The 26,696-nt window shown below is 68.8% G+C and carries 20 protein-coding genes; 13 read left to right on the top strand and 7 right to left on the bottom strand.

What is annotated here, in order from left to right; translation table 11 throughout:
- Positions 1-116: 116 nt before the first annotated feature.
- Positions 117-815 (top strand): hypothetical protein, encoded by a 699-nt coding sequence (locus tag H7X47_RS01660; protein WP_193366871.1) that lies wholly within the window; start codon positions 117-119, stop codon positions 813-815.
- 1 nt (position 816) lies between these two features.
- Here H7X47_RS01660 and pdxR read toward each other — a convergent pair whose 3' ends face one another.
- Positions 817-2,382, bottom strand: a complete 1,566-nt coding sequence (pdxR, locus tag H7X47_RS01655; RefSeq protein WP_193366870.1) for a MocR-like pyridoxine biosynthesis transcription factor PdxR — start codon at positions 2,380-2,382, stop codon at positions 817-819.
- 112 nt (positions 2,383-2,494) lie between these two features.
- Between pdxR and H7X47_RS01650 the strand changes: the two genes are divergently transcribed.
- Positions 2,495-3,160, top strand: a complete 666-nt coding sequence (locus H7X47_RS01650) for a pyridoxamine 5'-phosphate oxidase family protein (RefSeq protein ID WP_193366869.1) — start codon at positions 2,495-2,497, stop codon at positions 3,158-3,160.
- Positions 3,161-3,442: 282 nt separating this feature from the next.
- A complete protein-coding gene (locus H7X47_RS01645; RefSeq protein ID WP_193366868.1) occupies positions 3,443-4,381 on the top strand; it encodes a DMT family transporter in 939 nt (312 codons plus the stop codon).
- A 26-nt stretch (positions 4,382-4,407) separates the two neighbouring features.
- On the opposite strand, the gene H7X47_RS01640 is transcribed toward H7X47_RS01645, so the two are convergent.
- Positions 4,408-4,629 carry a DUF1674 domain-containing protein gene (locus H7X47_RS01640; RefSeq protein WP_193366867.1) on the bottom strand — a complete coding sequence of 74 codons (222 nt, stop codon included), beginning with the start codon at positions 4,627-4,629 and terminating at the stop codon, positions 4,408-4,410.
- Positions 4,630-4,747: 118 nt separating this feature from the next.
- On the opposite strand from H7X47_RS01640, the gene htpX reads away from it, so the two are divergent.
- Together htpX and H7X47_RS01630 are read left to right on the top strand one after the other, a co-directional pair.
- Positions 4,748-5,617, top strand: coding sequence for a zinc metalloprotease HtpX (gene htpX / locus H7X47_RS01635; protein WP_193366866.1), 870 nt, complete (start codon positions 4,748-4,750; stop codon positions 5,615-5,617).
- Positions 5,618-5,701: 84 nt separating this feature from the next.
- A complete protein-coding gene (locus H7X47_RS01630) occupies positions 5,702-7,033 on the top strand; it encodes an RsmB/NOP family class I SAM-dependent RNA methyltransferase (protein WP_193366865.1) in 1,332 nt (443 codons plus the stop codon).
- A gap of 2 nt (positions 7,034-7,035) precedes the next feature.
- Here H7X47_RS01630 and H7X47_RS01625 read toward each other — a convergent pair whose 3' ends face one another.
- The gene (locus tag H7X47_RS01625) at positions 7,036-7,779 is read right to left on the bottom strand and encodes a hypothetical protein (protein WP_193366864.1); all 744 of its coding nucleotides are present in this window, start codon (positions 7,777-7,779) and stop codon (positions 7,036-7,038) included.
- Positions 7,780-7,826: 47 nt separating this feature from the next.
- Positions 7,827-8,600 (bottom strand): secretin GspD/PilQ domain-containing protein, encoded by a 774-nt coding sequence (locus H7X47_RS01620; RefSeq protein WP_193366863.1) that lies wholly within the window; start codon positions 8,598-8,600, stop codon positions 7,827-7,829.
- 246 nt (positions 8,601-8,846) lie between these two features.
- Here H7X47_RS01620 and rpe point away from each other — a divergent pair, with 246 nt between their 5' ends.
- The 7 genes from rpe to H7X47_RS01585 all read left to right on the top strand — a co-directional run bounded on the left by rpe (position 8,847) and on the right by H7X47_RS01585 (position 18,837).
- On the top strand, positions 8,847-9,512 hold the full coding sequence (gene rpe / locus H7X47_RS01615) for a ribulose-phosphate 3-epimerase (protein ID WP_193366862.1): 666 nt from the start codon (positions 8,847-8,849) through the stop codon (positions 9,510-9,512).
- A gap of 90 nt (positions 9,513-9,602) precedes the next feature.
- Complete coding sequence (locus H7X47_RS01610; RefSeq protein ID WP_193366861.1) at positions 9,603-11,396, top strand: heparinase II/III family protein; 1,794 nt, start codon at positions 9,603-9,605, stop codon at positions 11,394-11,396.
- Between the two features lies 1 nt (position 11,397).
- Positions 11,398-12,450, top strand: coding sequence for an MraY family glycosyltransferase (locus H7X47_RS01605; protein ID WP_193366860.1), 1,053 nt, complete (start codon positions 11,398-11,400; stop codon positions 12,448-12,450).
- 76 nt (positions 12,451-12,526) lie between these two features.
- Positions 12,527-14,485: a polysaccharide biosynthesis protein gene (locus H7X47_RS01600; protein ID WP_193366859.1), complete on the top strand. Its 1,959-nt coding sequence runs from the start codon at positions 12,527-12,529 to the stop codon at positions 14,483-14,485.
- Between the two features lie 120 nt (positions 14,486-14,605).
- Entirely contained in the window at positions 14,606-16,186 is a 1,581-nt protein-coding gene (gene purH, locus H7X47_RS01595; RefSeq protein ID WP_193366858.1) for a bifunctional phosphoribosylaminoimidazolecarboxamide formyltransferase/IMP cyclohydrolase, read from the top strand.
- A 158-nt stretch (positions 16,187-16,344) separates the two neighbouring features.
- Positions 16,345-17,463, top strand: a complete 1,119-nt coding sequence (locus H7X47_RS01590) for a response regulator (protein ID WP_193366857.1) — start codon at positions 16,345-16,347, stop codon at positions 17,461-17,463.
- A 261-nt stretch (positions 17,464-17,724) separates the two neighbouring features.
- Entirely contained in the window at positions 17,725-18,837 is a 1,113-nt protein-coding gene (locus tag H7X47_RS01585) for a response regulator (RefSeq protein WP_193366856.1), read from the top strand.
- A 33-nt stretch (positions 18,838-18,870) separates the two neighbouring features.
- On the opposite strand, the gene H7X47_RS01580 is transcribed toward H7X47_RS01585, so the two are convergent.
- Positions 18,871-19,758, bottom strand: a complete 888-nt coding sequence (locus H7X47_RS01580) for a LysR family transcriptional regulator (protein WP_193366855.1) — start codon at positions 19,756-19,758, stop codon at positions 18,871-18,873.
- A gap of 139 nt (positions 19,759-19,897) precedes the next feature.
- Here H7X47_RS01580 and H7X47_RS01575 point away from each other — a divergent pair, with 139 nt between their 5' ends.
- Positions 19,898-20,149: a hypothetical protein gene (locus H7X47_RS01575; protein ID WP_193366854.1), complete on the top strand. Its 252-nt coding sequence runs from the start codon at positions 19,898-19,900 to the stop codon at positions 20,147-20,149.
- Between the two features lie 9 nt (positions 20,150-20,158).
- On the opposite strand, the gene H7X47_RS01570 is transcribed toward H7X47_RS01575, so the two are convergent.
- Together H7X47_RS01570 and H7X47_RS01565 are read right to left on the bottom strand one after the other, a co-directional pair.
- Positions 20,159-21,484 carry an MFS transporter gene (locus H7X47_RS01570; RefSeq protein ID WP_193366853.1) on the bottom strand — a complete coding sequence of 442 codons (1,326 nt, stop codon included), beginning with the start codon at positions 21,482-21,484 and terminating at the stop codon, positions 20,159-20,161.
- Between the two features lie 54 nt (positions 21,485-21,538).
- Positions 21,539-26,434 carry an NAD-glutamate dehydrogenase gene (locus tag H7X47_RS01565; protein WP_193366852.1) on the bottom strand — a complete coding sequence of 1,632 codons (4,896 nt, stop codon included), beginning with the start codon at positions 26,432-26,434 and terminating at the stop codon, positions 21,539-21,541.
- Positions 26,435-26,696: the final 262 nt, after the last annotated feature.

Below are 26,696 nucleotides of genomic sequence, written 5' to 3'. Positions count from 1 at the left end.
AAAGCCGGCCCCTCACGCGGGGGCCGGCTTTTGCTTTGTTGACCTCCCAGGCCGTTCTCAGCCGGCCGCGGCTTTGCTAACCTCACGGTCCGTCTTCAGGGAGAGAGCACAAAGTCATGGCGCAACGGCGTGGCGCAGGGATCACAATTCAGAGGACCGGCGGGGCGGTGGCGCTGGCCGCGCTTCTGGTCCTGGCCGCCTGCGCCACAGAGCCCGAGGACGACGGCAGCGGCCGGCCGATCAACTTCCCGCAGGAATCCGAGGCCATCGACCTGGCGGAGACCGACCTGACCCTGCCGCTGGACAGCCCGCTGGAGATCAGCGCCGTGCGCGAGCGCGTCAGCGAGGGCCAGGTTTTCGAGAACATCTACGCGTTCCACGACGTGAAGGGCTTCATCCGTACCTCGCGCGTCATTTTCGGCCACTTCAGCGCCAACACCTCGCGCAGCCTGCGCCACCAGGGCTTCTTCGAGGCCTTTGCCGACGACCTCTCGGCGCCGCGCAGCGCCGCGCTGGACCTCGGCCCCGCCTACCGCTTCCAGAACGGCGACCGGCACACGCAAGGCTTCTACGCCTTCATCGGAGAGGACCCCTACTTCGACCGCTGCTTCGTCGCGCGCATCGGCTACCTGCTGGTCGACTACGCCAGCGTCCCCGCGGCCGATGACTCGGTGGACACCATCGTCGAGGTCTTTCTCTGCGGTGAACTGCCGCCGGAGGAAGTGCTGCTGGCTTTCCTCGCCCAGCTGAAGACCGTCGACGACCGCGACGCCTACCGCCACGAACTCTCCAAGCGCGCGATCGGCACGATCTGAGCTAGCGCGAAGCCCGCAGCGCTTCGCCCAGCCGCCTTGCGCCGATTTCAATCTCGTCTTCCGGCACCGCGGCGTAGCCGAGCAGCAGGCCCTGCCTATCCGGTTTCCCCATGAAGTAGTCGCTGAGCGGCGATATCGCGACACCCGCTTCGGCCGCCGTCTCGGTCACGGCCCGATCGTCGAGCCGCGCGGCCAGTTCCGGTGCGAGCCAGGCCATGAGGTGCAGGCCCGCGTCGTCGGCAGGCACTTCCAGCAGTCCGGCGAGGTGGCGTTCCGCCGCCGCCACCAGCGCCGCCTGGCGCGCGGCATAGAGGCGGCGCATGCGTCGCACGTGGGTGGCGAAGTGCCCTTCTTCGATGAAGGCGGCCAGCACCGGCTGCAGCACCGCCGTCGGCTGGGTGCCCAGCGCGCTCTGCGCGGCGCTGGCCGCGTCGATGAGACTCTCCGGCACCACGAGGTAGCCGATGCGGATTGAGGGAAAGAGCACCTTGGAAAAGGAGCCGACATAGATCACCCGCGCCGCCTCTTCACGCCCCGCCGCGAGACTCCAGAGAGAGGCCAGGGGCCGCCCGGCGTAGCGGTACTCGCTGTCGTAGTCGTCCTCCAGGATCCAGGCCCCGGCCTCGCGCGCCCACTCCAGCAGCTCCAGCCGGCGGGCCAGCGACATGGTGGTGCCCAGGGGATAGTGGTGGGTCGGGGTGACGATGGCCGCGCGGGCCGACGGCGCGCGGCGGCGCCCTTGCGAAACCATCAGGCCTTCGCCGTCCAGGGGCAGCGGCACCGGATCAGCGGCGGCGGCGATCAGCGGGCCGCGGATGCCGGGATAGCCGGGCTCCTCGATCCACACCCTGTCGCCCGGCTCCAGCAGCAGCTGGATCATCATGTCGAGCGCCTGCTGCGCGCCCGTGGTGACGATCACCTGGCGCCAGTCGCAGGTCATGCCGCGGAAGGTGGCCAGGTAACGGGCGATGGCCTCGCGCAGGGTCTGCAGGCCGGCCGGCGTGCCGAGGCGCAGCAGGCTGGCCGAGGGATGGCGCCAGAGGCGGCTGTGCAGCCGCGTCCAGATGTCGAAGGGGAACTCCATCGTCTCCGGAATGCCCGGCAGGAAGGCGCGCTCCGGCCCGTGGCGGCGGCGGCGCAGGGCGGTGAGGGCCTGCCCGCGCGCCGAGAGCAGGGTTTTGGGATCGGTCGTCTCCCGCGCGGCCTTGCCCTCTTTCTGCCCTGGGCGCGCCGGGGCCAGGCCCAGCAGATCCTCCGGCAGCACCCGGCTGACGAAGGTGCCGGAGCCCGCCTGGCCTTCCAGGTAGCCCTCGCTCAAGAGCTGGTCGAAGGCGGTGACCACGGTGTTGCGCGAACAACCGAGCTCCGCCGCCAGGGCGCGGCTGGACGGCAGGCGGCTGCCCGGCGCCAGGCCGCCGGCGAGGATCACCTCGCGCAGCTGGTCGTAGAGCTGCTGCTGCAGGGCGGTGGCCGAACCCCGGTCCAGCGCCAGGGACAGCAGCGGCGTGCGGCGGCGGCCGGGGAGGGGCGGCCCCGCCCCGAGAGCGGAGGCCGGACGGGCAGTCATGGCAGGGTCCTGAAGTGGTACCTAGAAAAACTAAGAAGCGGTTCTTTCTATCGAACCACTATGGTCCTAGCTTGCCCGCCGTGCCACCGAAAAAACGGCCCCGGACCAGATCATGACGACGCCCGGCCTCGACTTCCCGCCGACTGACCACAGCCGCATCAAGCGGGCCCAGGAGCGCGCCCGCTACGACCGCGAGACGGTCCACGCCATCCTCGACGCCGGCCTGCTGTGCCACGTCGGCTACGTCATCGACGGCCAGCCCTACGTGACGCCGACCGCCTATTGGCGCAAGGATGACCGCGTCTACTGGCACGGCTCCTCGGCCAGCAAAATGCTGCGTCACCTGAAGACCCGCCCGCGGGTCTGCTTCACGGTGGCGCTGATGGATGGCCTGGTGCTGGCGCGCTCCGGCTTCCACACCTCGGTGAACTACCGCTCGGTCATGGCCTTCGGACCCGCCGAGCTGGTCGAGGACCCGCGGGAGAAGCTGGCGGCCCTGGAGGACATGATGGAGCGCATCGTGCCCGGCCGCTGGCCCGAGCTGAAGCCGCCCACGGCGCAGGAGCTGAAGGCCACCACCGTGGTCTCCCTGAAGCTGGAGGAAGTCGCCGCCAAGCTGCGCGACGGCGGCGCCAACGACGCCCCGGAGGACCTGGGACTCGACGTCTGGGCCGGCGTGGTGCCGACCGCTACGGTCATCGGTGCGCCGCTCGACAACCCGGACCTCAAGGCCGGGATCGCCCAGCCGGAGAACCTGGGACTGATCCGCATCGGGTAAGCGACGTCGGGAAACCAAAATCCCCCTCACCCAGCTTCGCCTAAACTCGATCTTCGATCTCGCTAAGGCTGCACAACCCTCTCCCACGGAGGGGAGAGGGTACGATAGCGGACCCGCTGAGTTGATTCCCTCTCCCCTGGTGGGAGAGGGGTGCGAAGGCTTGGTGAGCGCAAGCGAACCTAGCCGCAGCTGGGTGAGGGGGACCCCACCGCTTGCGGGAGCGGGACCCTCCCATGCGGGAAGCGCGTTTGCCGCTGTGGAGCCAAGCGACTATCAGCGGGTATGACCGAGGAAGCCCAGACAGATCCCCTGACCACGGCGGGCAAGCGCCCCGGGCCGGGCGGATCGCGTGGCGAACTGCGCGGCCTCGGCGCTTCCGGGCTCTTCGTCGTGCTGTGGAGCACCGGCTTCGTCGGCGCGAAGCTCGGCCTGCCCGACGCCGAACCGCTGACCTTCCTGGCCCTGCGCTTTGCGCTGGCGACCCTGCTGCTGCTCTGCCTGGCGCTGGCAACCCGCGCGCCCTGGCCGCGCAGCCTCGCGCAGACCCTGCACCTCTGCGTCGCCGGGGTGCTGCTGCACGCGGTCTACTTGGGCGGCGTCTTCACCGCCATCTCCCTGGGCGTGGAGGCCGGGGTCTCGGCGCTCATCGTCGGCACCCAGCCGGTGCTGGTCGCCGCCCTGGTCGGCCCGTTGCTGGGCGAAAAGGTCACGCGGCGGCAGTGGCTGGGCCTGCTGCTCGCTATCGTCGGCGTCACCCTGGTGGTCTGGCGCAAGCTGGACGCCGGCTACGGCACCCTGGGCGGCGTGGCGCTCTGCCTGCTGGCGCTCTGCGGCATCACCGCGGCGACCATCTACCAGAAGCGCTTCTGCGGCACGGTGCCGCTGCGCAGCGGCTCGGTCATCCAGTACGCCGCCGCGGGCCTGGCCTGCGGCCTCGGCGTGCTGATCTTCGAAGAAGGGCAAATAACCTGGAGCGGCGAGTTCGTCTTCGCCCTGGGGTGGCTGACCCTGGTGCTGTCGCTGGGCGCGGTGATGCTGCTGTACTGGCTGATCAAGCGCGGCGAGGCGGCCCGCGTCTCCAGCCTGTTCTTCCTGGTGCCGCCGGTGACCGCACTCGTCGCCTGGCAGGTCTTCGGGGAGACCTTCGGCCCGCTGGCGCTGACCGGCATGGTGGTAACGGCCGGCGGCGTGGCGCTGGTCAATCTTGAAAAGAAAAGCTGAGGAGGGACGCCGAGGCCCTAGGGGACCTAGAAGTCGACGCAGATGCCCTTGCGCTCCCAGTCGCCGTAGCGCGTCGGCTCCGGCCCGCTGGGGCCGCCCAGCTCCTTGGGCTTGTCGGCCGGCTTCTTGCTGTCGGCTTTCGCCGCGTCCTTGCCCGCGTCCTTCTGCGCTTCCTGCAGGGGTTCCACGGGCGCCTGGCGCGGCTTGGGCTGGCGGGCGGTGAACTTCTGGCTCGGGCTTTGGCTCATGGGCCCTTATATGGCACTCCCGGCGCCCGCCGCCAAGTCTTGAAGCACCCCCCGCCACCGCCTACCTGAAGGACGCAAAACAACGTCAACCCCCTGGGAATCCCCGGATTTCACGACTATGAACAGCTTGCGCACCGGACTTCTGATGGCGGCCATGACCGGCCTGTTCCTGGCCGTCGGCTTCCTCTTGGGCGGCACCGGCGGCATGGTGATCGCCCTGCTGGTCGCCGTCGCCATGAACGCCTTCGCCTACTGGAACGCCGACAAGATGGTGCTGCGCATGTACCGCGCGCGCCAGGTCGACCGGGCGAGCGCCCCCAGCTACTACGGCATCGTCGAGCAGCTGGCCGACAACGCCGGCCTGCCCATGCCGCGGGTCTACATCATCGACGACCCGCAGCCCAACGCCTTCGCCACCGGGCGCAATCCGGAGAACGCGGCCGTCGCCGCCACCAGCGGCCTGCTGAAGCGGCTGAGCGCCGAGGAGCTGGCCGGCGTCATGGCGCACGAGCTGGCGCACGTGAAGAACCGCGATACCCTGACCATGACCATCACCGCGACCATCGCCGGCGCGATCTCCATGCTGGCCAACTTCGGCCTCTTCTTCGGCGGCAACCGCAACAACCCGCTGGGCATCTTCGGCGCCATCCTGATCATGATCCTGGCGCCGCTGGCCGCCGCCCTGGTGCAGATGGCGATCTCGCGCACCCGCGAGTACGCCGCCGACCGCGCCGGCGCCGAGATCTGCGGCCAACCGCTGTGGCTGGCCTCGGCCCTGGACAAGATCGACCGCGCCGCGCGCGGCATCGACAACCGCACCGCCGAGGGCAATCCGGCGACGGCGCATATGTTCATCATCAACCCGCTGCACGCCCACAACGTGGACGGCCTCTTCACCACCCACCCGCGCACCGAGAACCGCATCGCCCGCCTGCGCGCGCTGGCCGCCGAGATGGGCCAGGCCGCCCGGCCCCGGCCCTGGGGTTGATCCGCGCCCCTGGGGGTGAAGAGGGGGAGCTGATCGCCCGCAGAAGCTTGCAGTTACGGGAGCGAGGCCTTACAGCCTAGCGCCATGACCGAAAACCCCAAGCGTCCCGCCACCGGGAACCTCGACGTCCGGGGGCTGAACGCCCGCAAGACCGCGCTGGCCCTGCTGCGCGAGGTGCTGGACCAGGGCCGCCCGCTGGACGAGGCCCTGGCCGCCAACCCCTATATCGCCAAGCTGGAGGCGCGCGACCGCGCCTTCGCCCGGCTGCTGCTGGCGACGACACTGCGCCGTTTGGGCCAGATCGACGCCGCTCTGGCCCACTGCCTCGACCGGCCGATCAAGGCCAAGGACGTGATGCTGCAGCACCTGCTGCGCCTGGGCGCGACGCAGCTGCTGTTCCTGGAGACGCCGCCCCACGCGGCGGTCAGCACCACCCTGGACCTGGCCAAGGGCCCGCGCCTGGCCGGGCAGCGCGGCCTCTTGAACGCGGTGTTGCGCCGCCTGTCGCGCGAGGGCAGGGAGATCGTCGCCGCGCAGGACGCCGCGAGGCTCAACACCCCCGACTGGCTGTGGGAGCCCTGGTCCGCCGCCTACGGCGAGACCGCGGCGCGGGCCATCGCCGAAGCGCACCTGGGCGAGCCGCCGCTGGACCTGACCTGCAAGGAAAACCCGGAAGCCTGGGCGGAAAAGCTGGAGGCGACGGTCCTGCCGACGGGCAGCCTGCGTCTCACCGCCGGCCAGGGCGACGTGGCCCGCCTGCCCGGCTACGCCGAGGGCGTCTGGTGGGTGCAGGACGCCGCCGCCGCCCTGCCCGCGCACCTGCTGGGCGACATTGCCGGCAAGTCGGTCATCGACCTCTGCGCTGCGCCGGGCGGCAAGACCGCGCAGCTCGCGGCATCCGGTGCCGAGGTCATCGCGGTGGAGCGCGCCGAGGGCCGACTGAAGCGCCTGCAGGAGAATCTACAGCGCCTGAAGCTGGGCGCCGCCACGGTGAGCGCCGACGCCGCGACCTGGCAGCCGCCTGAAGCGGCCGACGCGGTGCTGCTGGATGCGCCCTGCTCGGCCACCGGCACCCTGCGCCGCCACCCGGACATCGCCTGGCTGAAGGGCGGCCGGGACGTCACCGGGCTGACCAAGGCCCAGGACAAGCTGCTGGCCCAGGCGGTGAAGATGGTGAAGCCCGGCGGCCTGCTGGTCTATGCCGTCTGCTCCCTGCAGCCCGAGGAAGGGCCGGAGCGCATCGCCGCCCTGCTGGCGTCAGCGGCGCCGGTCGAGCGCGTCGCGGTCACGCCCGCCGAGCTGCCGGGATTGGAAGCCGCGATCACGCCGGAGGGCGACCTGCGGACCCTGCCCTGCCACTGGGCGGATAAGGGCGGCCTCGACGGTTTCTACGCCTGCCGCCTGCGCCGCGTTTGAGCCTAGCGGTCCTGCACAATGGCCGGCGGGATGACCACCAGCAGGGTGTTGTCGGGACCGCGATAGACCTTGCCGACAATCAGTTTACGCAGGACGGGGATCTCCGTCTCATGCGCCGGGGTCAGGTCCGGGGTGCCTGTCAGCTGGTCGGCACTCACGTGGTTCAGCCTGGCTATCACGTTCACCAACGGCGTCGTCAAAGTGTGATGGGCCAGTTCCACCATCAGCGAATAGGCCTGCAGTTTCTGCAGCTGTGCGGGTTCGACCTGCTGCAGCGACGGCAGGGCCTTCGGGTCGTACTGGTAGTCGCCGTTGAACACGATGACCTTGTGGTCCGACAGCACCTCGTCGCCTTCCATCGCCACCGCGAGCAGCCCGTCACCGGCGCGGTAGACGGTACCGACTTCCAGCGACTCGATGAAGTCCTCCGCCGAATAGGTCTTGGCAAAGACACCGCCGAACAGCCCGCCGAGGCTGACGCGGTTCTGGCTGGTGGCCTTCACCCCCGTCGTCATTTCGACCAGGTAGCTCGCGGTCTGCATCAGGAAGTACATCTTGGCGATGCGCTCCTGCGCGGCGCCGGCGAAGACCAGCGGCAGGTAGGCCAGGGGCGCCAGCTCATAGCGCGATTGGCCGTCGCGGTCCTCTTCGCGGTCTTTGTCCTTATTGGTCGCCCAGGCGCCGGCGGCGCCCTGCAGCACGAGGGTGGCCGCCAGGAGAGCCACCAGAAGATTTCGCTTGATCATGGTTTGAGGTCTCTCTCCCAAAAAAACCTGAAACGACAGGCCGCCCGTCAATCCGCCCCGTCGCCGGCGATGATCGAAGGACGGACGAAGAAAATCAGATCGTCTTTGAAGCTGTGGACGCTGCCACGAAAGAACTGCCGCAGCACCGGCACATCGCCCAGCACCGGAACCTTGTCCTCCACCGGCGGCACCGAGGTGGTCGTGAGGCCCCGCAGCACGATCGTCGTTCCCTCCGGTGCCTGGCCGGTGACGGCCTGCCCCACCGAGGTCAGCTTGCCGAGCTCCCCGAGGTCGAGCTGCCCCGCCTGGGCCGCCTGCGCGGGGCCGGTGAGGGTGTAGCGGAATTTCGCGTTGACGACGCTGATGCCACTTTCATCGACAGCGACGCCGTCGTCGACAAAGGCCACGAGGCCGCCGTTGCCGGTGCTGTAAACGGCGCCGACGCGGTTGGCGTCGGTCAGGTCCGCGCCCCGCAGCGGCTTCTCGAAGAGGCTGCCCAGCAGCGGCACCTCGCTGACGTTGGCCCGGTCCAGGTTATCGCTGTCGATGCCGAAGCGGGTCTGCTTGACGGTGATGAAGCGGGTCTGGATGACGATGACGTTATGGATATCTTCCCGGATGCCACCGCTGAGGGTCAGCGGGATGTGCGCCAGATCCTGCAGTTCGTGACGCGACTGGGTGTCCTTGTCCTTGTTTTCCTTTTCCTGGTTGGCAAGCGCGCCGAGCGGCGCCAAAGCCAGGAAAAGTCCGGCCAACACAGTGGCAAGGAGACGCTGTGGGCGCCCGCGATCCGAGCCGTCCCTGTACCTGGATTCGATCATGGTCTCTACCCTCCCCCAAGGGTGCCAGAACGCCAGGGTAGCAAATTTCTTCGTGAAAGGGGCTCGGAAGGTCCGGCGCCTCGTCAGTTACCCCTTTTGTGCCGGATTGCCGGCCGGAGCGTTCCCCTGGCTTGGTGCGGTGTCGAAAGGGGGACGGCGGGGCCTTCAGCTTGCGGGGGCCGATTCTTGCTGATACCTAGAGGCGGTAACCGGCATCAATTCGAAACGAAGCGGAAACCGCGCCCCATGCAGCAAGCCGTCCGGATCGCGCCTTCCATCCTGGCCGCCGACTTCGCCCGCATGGGCGAGGAAGTCAGCGCCGTCGCCGAGGCCGGCGCCGACTACATCCACGTCGACGTCATGGACGGGCATTTCGTGCCGAACATCACGCTGGGTCCCGACATGGTCGCGGCGCTGCGGCCCTACACCGACAAGACCTTCGACGTGCACCTGATGATCTCGCCCATCGATCCCTACATCGAGGCCTTCGCCAAGGCCGGCGCCGATATCATCACCGTGCACCCGGAGGCCGGCCCCCACGTGCACCGCACCCTGCAGTTCATCAAGAGCCTGGGCAAGAAGGCGGGTGTTTCCCTCAATCCCGGCACGCCGGCCGAGGTGGTCGACCCCATCATCGGCGACGTCGACCTGATCCTCTGCATGAGCGTCAATCCCGGCTTCGGCGGCCAGAGCTTCATCCCGAGCAGCCTGGCGAAGATCGAGGCCCTGCGCCGCAAGATCGACGACAGCGGCCGCGACATCGACCTGGAGGTCGACGGCGGCATCAACGCCGAGACCGCGCCCCAGGCCATCTCCGCGGGCGCGGACGTTCTGGTGGCCGGCAGCGCCACCTTCAAGGGCGGGCCCCAGGCCTATGCCGGCAACATCCGGCGGCTGCGCGGCGAAGGCTGAAGGCGGGCGGCGGTGCCGCGGAAAACCACGCGAAGCCTGGCATGAGAGGACTGGCATGAGAGGACTGGGGTGAGTCCGGGCGAAAGCCTCATGGCGAGCCGTAAGGCCCCTGACCGCAAGACTCCCGAACGCAAGGCGGGAAAGCGCCGCAGCGGGCGGCGCAGTGGCGGGCCGGGCGGCAGCCTGGAACGCCTCAAAGCCTGGAGCGCCCTGCCCCGCGACCTGGCGCTGGGGCGCCTCTCCTACCAGCTGAAACGCCCGCTCTTCGCCCTGCCGCAGATGCCCTGGCACTGGCGCGGCAACCCGCCGGCCACGGCGGCCCTGGTGCCGCCGGACCCCTGGCCCGGCAACGCCCAGCGCGGCGGCGCCATCCTGGACGACAGCTTCCACTTCCTGGGCCGCAGCCTGACCAAACCCGCGCCGCTGTGGAATCCGGTGGGGGTGGAGCGCGCTTGGCTGGAGGTGCTGCACGGCTTTTCCTGGCTGCGCGACCTGCGCGCCGCCGGCGGCGACAACGCCCGGCGCAAGGCCCGTACCCTGGTGGCCGACTGGATCGAAGCCAACCGCGCCTGGGCGCCGGTCGCCTGGCACCCGGTGGTGACCGGCAGCCGCCTGGCCCACTGGCTCGGCCAATACGAGTTCTTCGCCGCCAGCGCCGACGTGGAGTTCCGCCAGCGCCTTCTGACCGCCGCCGCGCGGCAGGCCCGCCACCTGGCCGCCGTTCTGCCGGCGGGCCTCAGCGGCGCCGGCCTGGTGACCGCCGCCAAGGGCCTCTGCATGGCCGGGCTCTGCCTGCCCGAGGGCGGGCCCTGGCTGAGCCGCGGCCTGGCGCTGCTGACCGAGGCGCTGGAAGCGCAGATCCTGAACGACGGCGGCCAGCGCGAGCGCAACCCAGCGCTGCTGCTGTCGGTCCTGCGCGACTGCATCGACCTGCGCGCCGCCCTGCTGGCCGCCGGCCGCGAAGTGCCCAGCGATCTCGGCCTGCGCATCGAGGGGATGGCCGCCATGCTGCGCCTGCTGCAGCACGGCGACGGCGGCCTGGCCCTCTTCAACGGCGCCAACGAGGGCGAGGACCTGCAGATCGGCCTGGTGCTGCAGCGCGCGGCCAGCGGCAAGGGACCGCTGCAGAGCGCCCCGGCCAGCGGCTTCCAGCGCCTGCAGGCCGGGCGCAGCCTGGTGCTGCTGGACAGCGGCCGCCCGCCGCCGCCGGGCTACGACGCCCAGGCCCATGCCGGCACCCTGAGCCTGGAGATGTCGGTCGGGCGCGAGCGCCTGATCGTCAACTGCGGCGCCCAGGCGGGAAGCTTCGGGGCGGGCGGCGCCGGAGACTGGGGCGCGGCCCAGCGCAGCACCGCCGCCCATTCCACCGTCACCGTCGAGGATACCAACTCCTCCGAGGTCTTCGCCGGCGGCGGCTTCGGCGCGCGCCGCGCCAACGTCACCTGCCGGCGCGACGAGGACCAGGGCAGCATCTGGCTGGAGGCCAGCCACGACGGCTACCAGCCACTGTTCGGCCTGACCCACCACCGCCGGCTCTATCTCTCGGCCAACGGCGACGACCTGCGCGGCGAGGACCGCCTGAGCCGCGAAGGCGACGACGCACAAAAGCGCAGCGCGCCGCGCGACTTCGCTGTCCGTTTCCACCTGCACCCGGAAGTCCAGGCCATGGCGGCCCAGGACGGCCGTTCTGTGGTCCTGCGCCTGCCCAAGGGCGGCGGCTGGCGCCTGCGCAGCGCCGGCGCCGCGCTCAGCCTGGAGCCCAGCGTCTATCTGGGCCAGCCGGGCCAGGTGCGGCGCAGCCAGCAGATCGTCCTCAGCGGCAGCCTCAGCGACGGCGAGACCACGGTGAAGTGGGCCCTGCAGCGCCTGGAAAGCGCCCGCTGAGATGTTCACCGAGCAAACGTCGCACTTCGCCGCCGGCCTTCAATGGCTGATCCTGGCGACTTTGCTGACGGCGCTGGCAAGTTGGGCGGCCAGCGGCGCGGTACTGCGTCTCCTCTTACGATGGCGGATCTTCGACGAACCCAATCACCGCAGCAGCCATGACCGCCCGAAGCCGCGCGGCGGCGGGCTGGCGGTGGTCCCCGTCGCCCTCGCGGCCTGGATCGTCGCCGGCCTGGCCACGGAGACGGCCGGGGTCGCCTTCTGGCACGCGGTCGCCGGGGCGGTGGTGCTGGCCGCCGTCTCCTGGGCGGACGATCTGAAGTCACAGCCTGCCAGCCTGCGCTTCGGCATCCAGGTCGCCGCCGTGGTCTTCGGCCTCTGGGCCCTCGCACCCGACCAGCTCGTGTTTCAGGGGCTGCTGCCGCTGCCCGCCGACCGCCTACTGACCGCCCTGGCCTGGCTGTGGTTCGTCAACCTCTTCAACTTCATGGACGGCATCGACGGCATCGCCGCGGTGGAGACCGCCAGCATCGGCGGCGGCCTGGCCGCGGTCGCCCTGCTGCTGATGCTGCCGGCCCCCGAGGCCTTCCTGGGTGCGGCGCTGGCCGCCGCGGCCCTGGGGTTCCTCTACTGGAACTGGGCACCCTCGCGCATCTTCCTGGGCGACGTCGGCTCGGTGCCGTTGGGCTACCTGCTCGGCTGGCTGCTGATCCTCGCCGCCGCGGCCGGGCAGTGGTCCGTGGCCCTGATCCTGCCGCTCTACTACCTGGCCGACGCGACCTGGACCCTGGGCAGGCGGGCGCTGCGGCGAGAAAAGATCTGGAGGGCGCACCGCGAGCATTTCTACCAGCGCGCGGTGCAGCGCGGCTTCAGCCACGCCGCGGTGGCCGCGCGCATCCTGCTGTGCAACGCGCTGCTGGTCGTCCTGGCGCTCTACGCCGCGGGCAGCACGAACCCCGCCGCGCCCTGGATCGCCCTGGGACTTGCCTTGCTTGCGGTTATTTTCCTTCTGTTTATGCTGGCCCGGCAGAGGCCCCCGGCGCCGCGGGCGTAAGTTTCGAGGACGTGAAATTCGGTCGGGCCGGTCCCGCCATATCAGCCGGAAAACATGAGGTTCTGGACCTGAAAGCATGAAGTTGGGCTCCTCCAAATTCTCGCGCCAGCTCGTCGCCTTCCTGCACGACCTGGCGATGGCGGCGGCGGCCTTCATGATCGCGCTTCTGCTGCGCCTGGGGAATGAAGCCTGGACCTCGCTGATGACCACCCTGTGGCCGTCGATGCTGCTGTTCACGGCCGTCTGCGGCCTGGTCTTCCTGACCACGGGGCTGTACCGCGGCGTCTGGCGCTACGCCTCGATGAACGACCTGGTGGCGATCATCAAGGCGGTCAGCCTGTCGCTGGCGGTCTTCCTGCCGGTGACCTTCCTGGTCACCCGCCTGGACAGCCTGCCGCGCTCCTGGCTGGTGATCAGCTGGTTCGTGCTGATCTTCCTGCTTGGTGCGCCGCGCATGCTGTACCGGGTATTCAAGGACCAGGGCTTCCGCCACCTGCTGGAGCGCGACCGCCACCGCCGCGTACCGGTGCTGCTGATCGGCGCCGGCGACCCCGCAGAGACCTTCATCCGCGAAATGGCGCGCGACCGCGACGGCGCCTTCGAGGTGCTGGGCGCCATCGACGAGAAGAGCACGCGCATCGGCCGCAAGATCCACGGCGTGCCGGTGCTGGGCCAACTGAGCGACCTGCCGGAGGTCTTCCAGCGCCTGGCCGGGCGCGAGCGCAAGCCGCAGCGCCTGATCCTCACCAAGCCGCTGGAGCGCGACGAGGTCGACTACCTGCTGGAGCTGGCCGACAGCCAGGGGGCCACCGTCGCCCGCCTGCCGCGCCTGACCGACTTCAGCGGCGGCGTGGAAGAGCGCCTGCAGATCCGCCCCATCGCCATCGAGGACCTGCTGGGCCGCACCCAGACCAAGCTGGACCGCCCGGCCATGCAGCGGCTGGTCGAGGGGCGCCGGGTGCTGGTGACCGGCGCCGGCGGCTCCATCGGCGCCGAACTCGCGCGCCAGATCGCCGCCTTCGCGCCGGCGCAGCTCACCCTCTTCGACGCCTCCGAGTTCAACCTCTATTCTATCGACATGGAGCTGAGCGAGCGCTTCGCCGAAGTGCCGCGCCTGGCGCTGATCGGCGACGTGCGCGACCGCGGGCGCGTCGCGCGCCTCTTCGCCGAGGCCAAGCCGGATCTGGTGTTCCACGCCGCGGCCCTGAAGCACGTGCCCATGGTGGAGTTCAACCCCCTGGAGGGCCTGCACACCAACGTGCTGGGCACCCGCAACGTGGCCGACGCCTGCCGGCGCGGCGGCGTCGCCGCCATGGTACTGATCTCCACCGACAAGGCGGTCAACCCGCCCAACGTCATGGGGGCCAGCAAGCGCCTGGCCGAGAGCTATTGCCAGGCCCTCGACCTGCTGCGCCAGACCGGCGGCGGCGCGTCGGGCGCTGATCCGTCGAATGGCGGCTGCCGCTTCGTCACCGTGCGCTTCGGCAACGTGCTGGGCTCCACCGGCTCCGTGGTGCCGCTGTTCCAGCGCCAGCTCGCCGGCGGCGGGCCACTGACCGTCACCCATCCGGAGATGACGCGCTACTTCATGACCATCCGCGAGGCGGTGGAGCTGGTGCTGCAGGCCTCGGCGCTGGGGACCGAGACGCCGCCGCAGGAGGCCGGGCGCATCTACGTGCTGGACATGGGCGACCCGGTGAAGATCGTCGACCTGGCACGCCAGATGATCCGCCTGGCGGGCCTGAAGCCCGACAAGGACGTGGAGATCCGCTTCACCGGCCTGCGCCCCGGCGAGAAGCTGCACGAGGAACTGTTCCACGGCGGCGAGGCGCTGATGCCGACCAGCCATCCCGGCCTGCACCTGGCCGCCCCGCGCACCGCCGACATCGAGGTGTTGAGCCGCAACCTGGACGAGCTTGGCGGCCTGGTCGAACAGGGCGAACGCGAAGAGGCGCTGCGCCTGCTGCAGCGCCTGGTGCCGGAGTTTCGCGGCGATCGCGCGGCCGATCGGCGCAGCGCCGCCGCCGGCGCCTGACCCCCGCACTTGACCATTCCGGCCGCGCCACTTACTAACCGCGGCATTCGTTCCATACCACTCCGAACCGACGTTCGGTCCACCGTCTAGGACAACCGCCTGCAGGGGAGCTGCCTACCTATGCCTGTCGACACGCCCACGCCGATCAAGCGCGCGCTCATTTCGGTCTCCGACAAGACGGGCCTGGCCGATTTCGGCCGCTTCCTGGCCGGCCAGGGGGTCGAGATCCTGTCGACCGGCGGTTCCGCCAAGGCGCTGGCGGAAGCCGGCGTGGCGGTGGTGGAAGTGGCGGCCCATACCGGCTTCCCGGAAATCATGGGCGGGCGGGTGAAGACCCTGCACCCCAAGATCCACGGCGGCATCCTGGCGCGCCGCGACGACGAGGGCCACCTCGCCGCCATGCAGGAGCACGCCATCGCCGGCATCGACATGGTGGTCTCCAACCTCTACCCCTTCGAGGCGACGCTGGCCTCCGGCGCCGACTACGACACCTGCGTCGAGAACATCGACATCGGCGGTCCGGCCATGGTGCGTGCCTCGGCCAAGAACCATGACTTCGTCACCATCATCACCGACCCGGCCGACTACGGCGCGGTCGAGGCGGAGATGAGCGCCAACGGCGGTGCGGTGAGCGCGACCCTGCGCCGCCGCCTGGCCAAGACCGCCTTCAGCCACACCGCCGCCTACGACGCCATGATCGCCGGCTGGCTGGCGAAGGAGCAGGGCGAGACCTTTCCCGACCGCCTGACCCTGGCCGGGCGCAAGACGCAGGAGCTGCGCTACGGCGAGAATCCGCACCAGCAGGCCGCCGCCTACGCCGCCGGCCCGGCGCGCCCCGGCGTGGTCAGCGCCACTCAGCTGCAGGGCAAGGAGCTGAGCTACAACAACCTGAACGACACCAACGCCGCCTTCGAGCTGGTCGCCGAGTTCGAGGCGCCGACCGTGGCCATCATCAAGCACGCCAACCCCTGCGGCGTGGCCAGCCGCGACAGCCTGTCCGCGGCCTATGCCGAGGCCCTGGCCTGCGATCCGGTCAGCGCCTTCGGCGGCATCATCGCCGTCAACCGCAGCCTCGACGCCGCCACCGCCGAGGAGGTCGCCAAGCTCTTCGCCGAGGTGGTCATCGCCCCGGAGGTCGACGAGGCCGCCAAGGCGGTGCTGGCGTCGAAGAAGAACCTGCGCGTGCTGGTCACCGGCGCCCTGCCCGATCCCTCCGAGCCGGGCATGGTGACCATGCCGCTGGCCGGCGGCTTCCTGGCCCAGAGCCGCGACAACGGGCGCCTCGACCCGGCGGCGCTGAAGGTCGTCACCAAGCGCCAGCCGAGCGAGCGCGAATTGACCGACATGATTTTCGCCTTCCGCGTTGCCAAGCACGTGAAGTCGAACGCCATCGTCTATGTGCGCGACGGCGCCACCGTCGGCGTCGGCGCGGGCCAGATGAGCCGCGTCGACTCCTCGCGCATCGCCGCCTGGAAGGCGCGCGAGGCCGCGCCCGAGGGCCAGACACCGAAAACCGAGGGATCGGTGGTCGCTTCCGACGCCTTCTTCCCCTTTGCCGACGGTCTGCTGGCCGCGGTCGAAGCCGGCGCCACGGCGGTGATTCAACCGGGGGGCTCCATGCGCGACGAAGAAGTTATCGCCGCCGCCGACGAGGCCGGCCTGGCGATGGTCTTCACCGGCATGCGCCACTTCCGCCACTAGATCGATATACCCGAGAGCAATCCCTGCGGCTTTGTGGCAGGCTTTAGGCTGATGTTCAGGGTTCGCCGCTAGCATCGCGCCAACGAACCCAAATAAAGACTGAGTCCTCGGCACCCCCGCCGCCTGTCTCAGCCAGCCTCGAGTCGCCAGCACCTGCCATGCCGAAATTGAAGTGGGACAACATCAACGTCCTGGTCGTCGATGACAACGCCTTCATCCGCAACCTCATCGTCTCCACCCTGCGCATCCTGGGCCTGACCAACGTCACCGACATGGGCAACGCCCGCGACGCGATCGACCGGCTGAAGCTCAGCCGCAAGGATCCGGTCAGCGCGGGCATCGGCAGCATAGACATCATTTTTTCCGACTTCGTCATGGCGCAGGTGGACGGACTGCTGTTCCTGCGCTGGATCCGCACCAGCAAGGATGCGCCGGACCGCTTCGTGCCCTTCGTGATGGTGTCCGGCGCGGCCGACCAGGGGGCCGTGGAGACCGCTCGCGACGCCGGCCTGACGGAGTTTCTGGCCAAGCCCTTCTCGGCCAAGTCGCTGAGCGACCGCGTCCTGGAGGTGATCAAGAACCCCAGGCAGTTCGTCCTGGCCCCGGGCTACTTCGGTCCGGACCGGCGGCGCCAGGACCGCCCGGCGCTGTGGGGCGCCGGCGCTGGCGCCTCCGGCCACGACGGCAAGGACCGACGTGTGACCAAGGCGTCGGAAATCCAGGTCGTCCATGCCTTCTCCAACGTCCGCACGCTGCGTGACGACGTGCGCGCCATCTACTTCAGGCCGGCCAACCGCCTGCGCGACAAGCTGGGGCCCAACGCGCTGCGCGGCCAGATCGACTTCGACCCCCTGGTGGTCCAGGCGGCCGAGTCCAAGGTCCAGGAACTGGTCGGCGACTACTCGCTCTGGGTGAAGCGCTACGTCGACCAGATCCAGCAAGCCTACCGCGCCCTCTCCAGGAAGGAAGGTGCGAGCCACAAGCACCTGGTGACCATCAACACCGTGGCCCACGAGCTGCGCGGCCAGGGCGGCATCTTCGACTATCCGCTGATCACCGCCTTCGGCAAGACGCTTTACGAGGCCACCTCGGACAGCAGCGTCACGATCACCGAGAACCGGCTGATGCTGCTGGAGGCGCACATCGACGCCATCCGGCTGGTCTTCACCAATCAGATCCGGGGCAGCGGCGGCGAGGTCGGCGCGGCCCTGCTGAGGGACATCGAGACCGCGGTGAAGAAATACAGCGAACCCCGCAAGCCCAAAGCGCACGGCTGACGAAGCGGTCCCTCCGCGCCGCAAAGTCCGGTACGGCGTCTTCTCACCAATTACGGCAATAGCGGCCGCATAAGCACCTACAAATTGTAGGCAAATCTTCATATATTTGGCATAGGTTCGCGGCGCGATGAATAGCGCCGTCGAATCAACGCGCTGCGCCGCTTCGCCAAATCATTCCATGTGGTATGCGGCGCGTGCCAGTGCCCGGGATCCGCTTTTCTTCCCTGTTGAATAGTCCATGCCGCAAGACCCAGGATCACCATGCTGAAGCTGAATTGGGACAACATCACCATCCTGGTGGTGGACGACAACACCTTCATGCGCAACCTCGTCGTCTCCACCCTGCGCATGCTCGGCATCAGCAACATCGTCGCCCGGTCTTCGGCCACCGCCGCCATCGAGGCGCTGAGCGAGAGCCGCCGCAATCCCGTCAGCGCCGGCTTCGCCACCATCGACATCATTCTCTCCGACTTCGTGATGGAGGAAGTGGACGGCGCTCTCTTCCTGCGCTGGATCCGCACCAGCAAGCAGGCGCCCGACCGCTTCGTGCCCTTCGTCATGGTCTCCGGCGCCGCCGACCAGCAGATCGTCGAAGCGGCGCGCGACGCCGGCGTGTCGGAGTTCCTGGCCAAGCCCTTCTCAGCCAAGAGCCTGGGCGACCGCATCGTCGAGGTCATCAAGAACCCGCGCCAGTACGTGCTGGCCCCCGGCTACTTCGGCCCCGACCGCCGCCGGCAGGACCGGCCGACGAGCTGGAGCTACGCCGACGACTACAGCCAGCCGGAAAAGAACCGCCGCGTCACCGAGGCCTCGCAGATCCAGGTGGTCCACGCCCGCTCCAACATCCGCACCCTGCGCGACGACGTGCGCGCCATCTACTTCCGCCCGGCCAATCGCCTGCGCGACAAGCTGGGTCCCAACGCGCTGCGCGGGCAGATCGACTTCGACCCGCTGGTCATCCAGGCGGCCGAGAACCGCATCCAGGAGATGGTCGGCGACTACGCCGTCTGGGTGAAGAACTACCTCGACACCATGGCGCGGTCCTACAAGGCGCTGGTGAAGCAAGAGGAAGAGCCCAAGCAGCACATCGTCAACATCAACCAGATCGCCCACGAGCTGCGCGGCCAAGGCGGCATCTTCGACTATCCGCTCATCACCTCCTTCGGCAAGTCGCTCTACGACGCGACGCTGGATACCCGCGGCAAGGTCACCGACAACCGCCTGAAACTGATCGAAGCGCACATCGATGCCCTGCGCGTGGTCTTCAACAAGCAGGTGCGCGGCGACGGCGGCAAGGTCGGCGCCGAGTTGCTGCAGGACATCGAGCGCGCGGTGAGGAAGTACAGCGAAGCGCCCTCCGCCGGCCCCATCTGACCGCCCGGCCCCGGCGCCCCCCGGCGCCGCCGCTTACTCGGCGAAGCGCTCGACCAGGAAATCGACGAAGCTGCGTACCTTGGCGGAGAGGTGCCGCCCCGGCGGGTAGACCGCATGGATGGCGCTGTCGGGCCAGTGGTGCGTCGGCAGGATGCGCTCCAGGCGTCCGGCCTTGAGGTCCGGCCCGATGATCCACAGCGGCAGCAGCACCACCCCCAGATCCGAGAGGGCCGCCTCGCGCAGCATCATCGGATTGTTGGTCTCCAGGTTGCCGGCCACGGAGACGAGGCTTTCGTTGCCCGCCTCGTCGACCAGGTGCCAGTCGTGGCGCTGGGCGCGGTAGGTGTAGACGAGGCAGTCGTGGTTGGCGAGATCCTCCGGGCGCTCGGGCGCCGGGCGGCCGGCGAGGTAGGCCGGCGCCGCGGCCAGCACCCGCCGGTTGGCCGCCAGGCGGCGGCCGATGAGGCTCGAATCCTCCAGGTCGCCGACGCGCAGGGCGAGATCGAAGCCCTCCTCGATCATGTTCACGAAGCGGTCGTTGAGATCGATCTCCAGGGTCACTTCCGGGTGGCGGGCCATGTAGTCGGGCAGGGCCGGCAGCAGGTGCAGGATGCCGTAGGCCGTCGGCAGGGTGACCCGCAGCCGCCCGCGCGGCACCGCCTTCAGGCTGGAGACGCACTCGGCGGCGTCTTGCAGGTCGGCGAGGATGCGGCTCGCGCGCTCATAGAAGGCGGCGCCTTCCTCGGTCAGGCTGAGGCGTCGGGTGGTGCGGTTGAAGAGGCGCACCGCCAGGCGGTCCTCCAGGCGGCCGATCTGCTTGCTGACCGCCGAGGGGGTCTGCTCCAGCACCCGCGCCGCCGCGGAGAAGCTGCCTTCCCGCACCACGCGCACAAAAACCGGCAGCCCTTCGAGGGTGTCCATGGTCGCCCCATTAATGCCAATCTGGAACAGATGATATTCTAGTGGGCTGAATTATCAATTCATAGGAATGGGCCTACCTTCAGAACCTGTCCACAGCCGGCCGGCGGCCTTGCCGGCGGCTTTCAAGGAGGTCCGAGCCATGATCCCCCGCCCCCACACACAAACTCCCGACGGCCCGGCGCGCGTCCTGGCCTTCCCGCCGCGCGGTTGCGCCGCATCGCTCGCGCGCGCAGAGGTCACCCGCCGGGACATCGAGCGCCTGGTCGCCCGTGGCCGCCGCCTGCAGGGCGAGGCCCTGCGCGACGGCTTCCGCCGGGTCTTCCGCCACCTGGTGGGCGGCTGCAGCCTGCGCGGCCTGCGCCTTTCCGGCAGGCGCCAGCCCTGCTGCTGAAACAAGCAGCTAGGACGCCGGCCGCTGGGGATCGCGGATTCCCCACATGAGCGCCAGCCCGGCCAGGAAGAACAGCAGGATCATCGCCATGCCGACGCGCTGGCTGTCGGCCCAGACCGTGACCCAGCCGACCAGCGCCGGGCCGAGGAAGGCCGTCACCTTGCCGGAGAGCGCATAGAGCCCGAAGAACTCGGCGTGCAGCTGCGGCGGGGCGATGCGCGCCATGAAGGAACGGCTGGCGGTCTGCGCCGGGCCGATGAAGGCGCCGATGCCGCAGCCCAGGACGTAGAACCAGAACTGGCTTTCGACCAGCAGGATGGCGCCGCCCAACAGCACCAGCGCCGCCACCGAAAAGAGGATGGTGAACTTGGCGCCCACCAGGTCGTCGATCCAGGCAAAGGCGAAGGCGCCGAGGCCGGCGGTGACGTTCAGCAGGATGCCGAAGATCAGGATATCCTCGAAGCTCATGCCGAAACTGCCGGCGGCATAGATGCCGCCGAAGGCGAAGAGGGTGTTGAGCCCGTCGGTGTAGAGCATGCGCGCCAGAAGGAAGCGCCCGGTCTGGCGCTGCTCGGGCAGCAGCTTCAGGGTGCGCCACAGGCTGGCCAGGCCGTCGCGCACCGCGCGCCCCGTCTTGAAGGGCCGCGCGCGCTCGCGCACCACGGCGAAGAGCGGCAGGGCGAAGACGGCGAACCACAGGCCGACGAAGGGGCCGGTGATGCGCACCTCCTCGGCCCGCGTCTTGTCGAGGCCGAAGATGGGCACCTCCGGCAGCACGAAAAGAAAGAGGCTGGCCGCCAGGCAGGCGATGCCGCCGACATAGCCCAGCCCGCCGGCCCAGCCGGACAGCCGCCCCAGGTGACTCTTCGGCGCGATCTCCGGCAGCATGGCATTGTAGAAGACATGGCCGAACTCGAAGGCCGTGTTGCCGACGGCGACCAGCAGCAGAGCCGGCAGCACGAAGCGCGGGTCGGGCTCGATCCACCACAACCCCGCCGCACAGACCACGGCGACCAGCGAGAAGACGGCGATCCAGGGCTTGCGCCCGCCGCCCTGGTCGGCGATGGCACCGAAGATCGGCGCCATGACCGCGAGCACGATCCCCGACAGCGAAAGCATGAGGCCCCACTGCCCGGTGCCGATCTCCGGCGTTTCGGCGACGGCGCGGGTGAAGTAGGCGGCGGTGACGAAGGTGATGATCACCGTCGGGTAGGAAGAATTGGCCCAGTCATAGAGGCACCAGGCGACGGCGGCGCCGCGGCGCCCCTGCCAGCCCCCTTGGCTGGCGGGCGGACCGGGCTCCTGAAGCGAGGAGGCTGGCGCAGCGGAAACCATCTGAAACCTCCCCGCCTGCCGCGACAAAGCGCGACCGAACAAGTCGCCGCGCCGCTAGCCCGACACCATCGACTTGAGCTGGCGGTTGGCCACCGCCAGCATCGCGAAGTCCGGCGTGCCGGAGGACTTCAGCTCCTCCAGAAGCTGATCGGTGCGCGTCACCAGCGGCGCGCGGCCTTCAGACCAGGCGGCGATGATCCTGTCGGTCGCCGCCGCCCTGGCCTTGCCCTTGGCGCCACCTTTTCCGGCGCCGCTGCCGTTCAGCACCCGCGTGGTCAACTCGCTCTGGTGACCGTAGAAGTCGTCGATAATGGCCGAGACCGCCAGCTTGTCCCAGGCGGTGTCGGTGGGCAGCGACCCGGCCGAGCGGCGCAGCCAGTCGAAGCCGAAGCGGTCGCCGATGGTGAAGTAGGCCTCTGCGACCTTTTCCACCGGCAGCTTCAGGGTGGCGGCGATGCGCACCACGTCGCAGACCGGCGCCAGCATCGCCAGGCTGGCGACACGGCGCGCCAGGGCCTGCGGCGCCCCCTGTTCGACGAGCTGGTTCTGGCGCTGGTCGAGCAGCGCGAGGTCCGTCTTGGAGAGCAGGGATTCGAGACGCCCGACGAGGGTGGCGATACCTTCGCCAAAGCGGTCGACTTCCGCGGCGATGTCGAGGGGCATTCCCATCTCGCGCAGGAACCACACGGTCTCGCGCTCGATCAGGCGGCCGCATTCAACCAGCATGCGCGACTGCACCAGGGCCGGCGCCTTGTTGTCCAGCGCCTCGATCTGCGCCCAGATATCGCGCATGCCGAAGATCTCGCGGGCGATGATGTAGGCCTTCACCACCTCTTCGGGCGGCATGCCGGTCTTCTCGCGCACCTCGTGCACGAAGTTGATGCCGACGCGGTTGACCACGTCGTTGCTGACCACCGTCACCACGATCTCGCGCTTCAGTCGATGGCGCTCGATCTGCTTGGCGTAGGGCTCGCGCAGCGGTTTGGGGAAATAGGTTTCCAGGTCGGCGGCGAAGTAGACGTCGTCCGGCAGATCGGACCTCAGCAGGTCGTCGTAGAGCACCAGCTTGGAGTAGGACAGCAGCACCGCGACCTCCGCCCGGGTCAGGCCCTCGCCGCGCTTCATGCGCTCCAGCACCTCCTCGTCGTCGGGCAGGTACTCGATGCGGCGGTTCAGCAGCCCGTCCTTTTCCAGCGCCCGCATGAAGCGGGCGAAGCGGTCCAGCAGGTGCCCGCCGAGCTGATGGGTGACGGTGATCGCCTGGCTCTGCAGGTAGTTGTCGCGCAGGCACTGCTCGCCGACCTCGTCGGTCATCTTCTCCAGCAGCTTGTCGCGCTGCTTGCGGGTCATGTCGCCCGCCTGCTCCACGTCGCCCAGCAGGATCTTGATGTTGACCTCGTGGTCGGAACAGTCGACGCCGGCGGAGTTGTCGATGAAGTCGGTGTTGCAGCGCCCGCCGGCGCCGCCGTACTCGATGCGGCCCAGCTGGGTGACGCCCAGGTTGGCGCCCTCGCCGATCACCTTGGCGCGCACCTGCTTGCCGTTGACTCGCAGCGCGTCGTTGGCGCGGTCGCCGACGTCGAGGTTGCTCTCCTCGCCGGCCTTGATGTAGGTGCCGATGCCACCGAACCAAAGCAGTTCGACCTCCGACAGCAGCATGGACTGGATCAGCTCGTTGGGAGTGACGCTGTCCTTGGTGATGCCGAAAACGCTCTTCATCTCCGGCGTAACCTTGATGGACTTGGCGCTGCGCTCGAAAATGCCGCCGCCATTGGAGATCAGTTCCGGGTTGTAGTCGGTCCAGGCCGAGCGCGGCAGCTTGAAGAGGCGGTCACGCTCCTGCCAGCTGCGCGCCGGATCAGGCGTCGGGTCAACGAAGATGTGCATGTGGTTGAAGGCGCCGATCAGCAGGATGTGCTTGGACAGCAGCATGCCGTTGCCGAAGACGTCGCCCGACATGTCGCCGCAGCCGATACAGGTGAAGTCTTCTTTCTGGCAGTCCTTGCCCAGTTCGCGGAAGTGGCGCTTCACCGATTCCCAGGCGCCGCGCGCGGTGATGCCCATCTTCTTATGGTCATAGCCGGCCGAGCCGCCGGAGGCGAAGGCGTCGTCCAGCCAGAAACCGTAATCCGCGGAAACGCCGTTGGCGATGTCGGAAAAGGTCGCCGTTCCCTTGTCGGCGGCGACCACCAGGTAAGGATCGTCGCCGTCGTAGCGCGTGACCTTCTTCGGCGGCACCACGCGGCCACGCTTCAGATTGTCGGTGATGTCCAGCAGGCCGCGGATGAAGGTCTTGTAGCATTCGATGCCTGCGGCGAGAAAGGCATCGCGCCCGGCCTCCGCCGGCGGCGGTTGCTTCATGACGAAACCGCCCTTGGAGCCCACCGGCACGATGACCGTGTTCTTAACCTGCTGCGCCTTGACCAGGCCCAGCACTTCCGTGCGGAAGTCCTCCGGTCGGTCGGACCAGCGCAGGCCGCCGCGCGCGACCATGCCGAAGCGCAGGTGCACGCCCTCCACCGCCGGGCTGTAGACGAAGATCTCGCGCAGCGGCTGGGGCTGCGGCAGTTCCTCGATGTTTCGCGAGTCGAACTTGAAGGAGCAGTAGGTCTTCTCGCTGCCGTCTTCGGCGGGCTGGAAGAAGTTGGTGCGCAGGGTCGAGAGTATGAGGTTCAGGTAGCGGCGGATGATGCGGTCCTCGTCCAGGTTGGAGACCTGGTCGAGCTGCGCGTTGATCTCGGCCACCAGCTTCTTGCCGAGCCGGGCCGAGTCCTTGGCCTTGGCCGGATCGAAGCGCGCCAGGAAGAGGTCGACCAGGTTGCGCGCCAGCTTCGCATTGCCGGCCAGCGTCGCCTCCATGTAGTCCTGGCTGAAGGGAATGCGCGCCTGGCGCAGGTACTTGCAGTAGGCGCGCAGGACGATGACCTCGCGCGCCGTCAGCCCGGCGTGCAGCACCAGCTTGTTGAAGCCGTCATTCTCCATGTGGCCATGCCAGATGCGCGCGAAGGCTTCGTGGAAAGCGTCGCGCACAGCCTCCAGGTCGATGGACACCCCGCCATCGCTGACCATGTCGAAGTCGTGGATCCAGATGGGTCCCTTGCGGTCGCCGAGCTCGATGTCGTAGGGCACCTCGCCGATGACCTTGAGTCCCATGTTCTCGAGCATCGGCAGGATGTCGGAGAGCGGCACCGGCTCGTCGAGCACGTAGATCTTGAAGTGCAGCACCTGCGGGGGCGCGCCGGCGGGACGGTAGAGGTACATCGAGAGATCGTTCTCGGCGATCGCCTTTTCGATGTGGCCGATGTCCTCTACCGCGACCTCGGCGGCGAAGTCGCGCTGATAGCTGGGCGGGAAGGCCCGCTCGAAGCGTCTGCAGGTCCGGATGCCGCGCTGCTCGCCGAGCGCCGCGACCATGGCATCCTCCAGAAGGTCGGACCAGGAGCGCGAGGCTTCCTCCAGCCGGGCCTCGAGCTGCGGCAGCTTGACCGCGGGAATCTTCCCCGGATTTGTTCTGATGGTGACGTGCAGGCGGGCCAGTGCCTCGTCGCTCATCTGGGCGGAGAAGTTGGTGCAGGTGCCGTCGTAGGCCTCGGCCAGGAGGATCTGGATCTTGCGCCGCAGGGTGGTGTCGTAACGGTCGCGCGGCACGTAGACCATGCAGGAGACGAAGCGCTCGAAAGGATCGTGGCGCACGAAGAGCGCCGTGCGCTGACGCTCCTGCAGGTGCAGCACCCCGACGGAGATCTGGTGCAGCTCCTCGACGGAGATCTGGAACAGCTCGTCGCGCGGATAGTTCTCCAGGATGTGCGTCAGCGCCTTGCCGTCATGGCTGCGCGGCGAGAAGCCGGAGAGCTGCAGGACGGCTTCGACCTTCTGGCGCAGCATTGGAATGTCGCTCGGCGAGCGCGAGTAGGCCATGGAGGTGAAGAGGCCGACGAAGAGACGCTCACCCGTGACGCTGCCCTTGGCGTCGAAGGTCTTCACCGCGATGGTGTCCAGAGGCACGGAGCGGTGCACCGTGGCGCGGTGGTTGCCCTTGGTGATGCGCAGCAGTTGGGGCTGGCGTACGAAGTCGCGCACATCCGGCGGCAGCTTGCCGAGATTGCGCAGGCCATCGAAGACGCGCACCTCAGAATCCCTCAGCACGCCGAGGCCGCGCGCCTTGTGGATCTTGGTGACCGCGTTGCCGCCGCGGCCTTCGAAACTGATCTCGCGATAGCCCAGGTAGGTGAAATGGTCGTCGTCCAGCCATCTGAGGAACTCCAGGCCCTCGGCGATCTCCGCGACCGGCAGCACCGGCGGCTTGGTCTCCAGTTCCTTGATCACCTCGCGACAGCGCTCGCGCATGGTCTTCCAGTCCTCGACCGAGGCGCGCACGTCGCGCAGGACCGATTCGATGCGCTTGGCGATCTCACTCAGGCGCTTGTCCGGCTGCTCGGTGATCTGGATCTGCATTGCCGATTCGCCGATCATCTCCGGGGCGCCGGCTTTGGGCTTCGCCGCCTCCTTGGACTTGGGATCGATCAGTTCCAGCAACTTGCCCTTGGCGTCGCGGCGCAGAGAGACGACGGGGTGAATGACCAGCCGAACCTCGACATCGTTGCGGTTGATCTCCGCCGTCACCGAGTCGACCAGAAAGGGCATATCGTCGTTGATGATCTCGATGATGCTGTGCGACGACTCCCAGCCGTCGGTTTCCGGATCGGGGTTGTAAGCGCGCACGCTGGCCTTGCCGGGCGGGCGCTGCTGCAGGCTGTCCCACAGTGCCAGCGCGCCGCCGGCGAGGTTTTCGGCCGACTCGCCGCGCAGGTCGCTGGGCGGCACGTTCGCATAGAACTGCCGCACGAAGACTTCCGCGCGCTTGGCCTTGGCCGCGCTGAGGCGCTTGCCCACCGCCTGCGCGACCTGGCTGATGAGTCGGGACCGCGCTTGCGCGCTCTTGCCTGCCATGACGTTCTCCCCCTGCCGCAGTTTATGGACTGTCTGCTTAGCCGGTGATGCTGTGACTCTGCCGGGCGGCGGCGGCGCCGACTCTCGCGGCGGCGACGCAAACCACCTGAATCACACGCTAAACCATTCCTGCACCGAAATCTAAGGGCCGAAAGCGGGGCGGCCGGAACGGCCGGTGGAAAACCCGCCGTGGCCACCCGCCGCAGCGCTCACCGGGACCGCCGGAAGCAGCCGCGCAGAACAGCCAACCGAAAGAAGATTC

Origin of the sequence: Pelagibius marinus (assembly GCF_014925385.1) — a bacterium.
Lineage (GTDB): Bacteria > Pseudomonadota > Alphaproteobacteria > Kiloniellales > Kiloniellaceae > Pelagibius > Pelagibius marinus.
The sequence above is the reverse complement of the archived record's forward strand: the minus strand, read 5'-3'. Positions and strand labels throughout refer to the sequence as shown.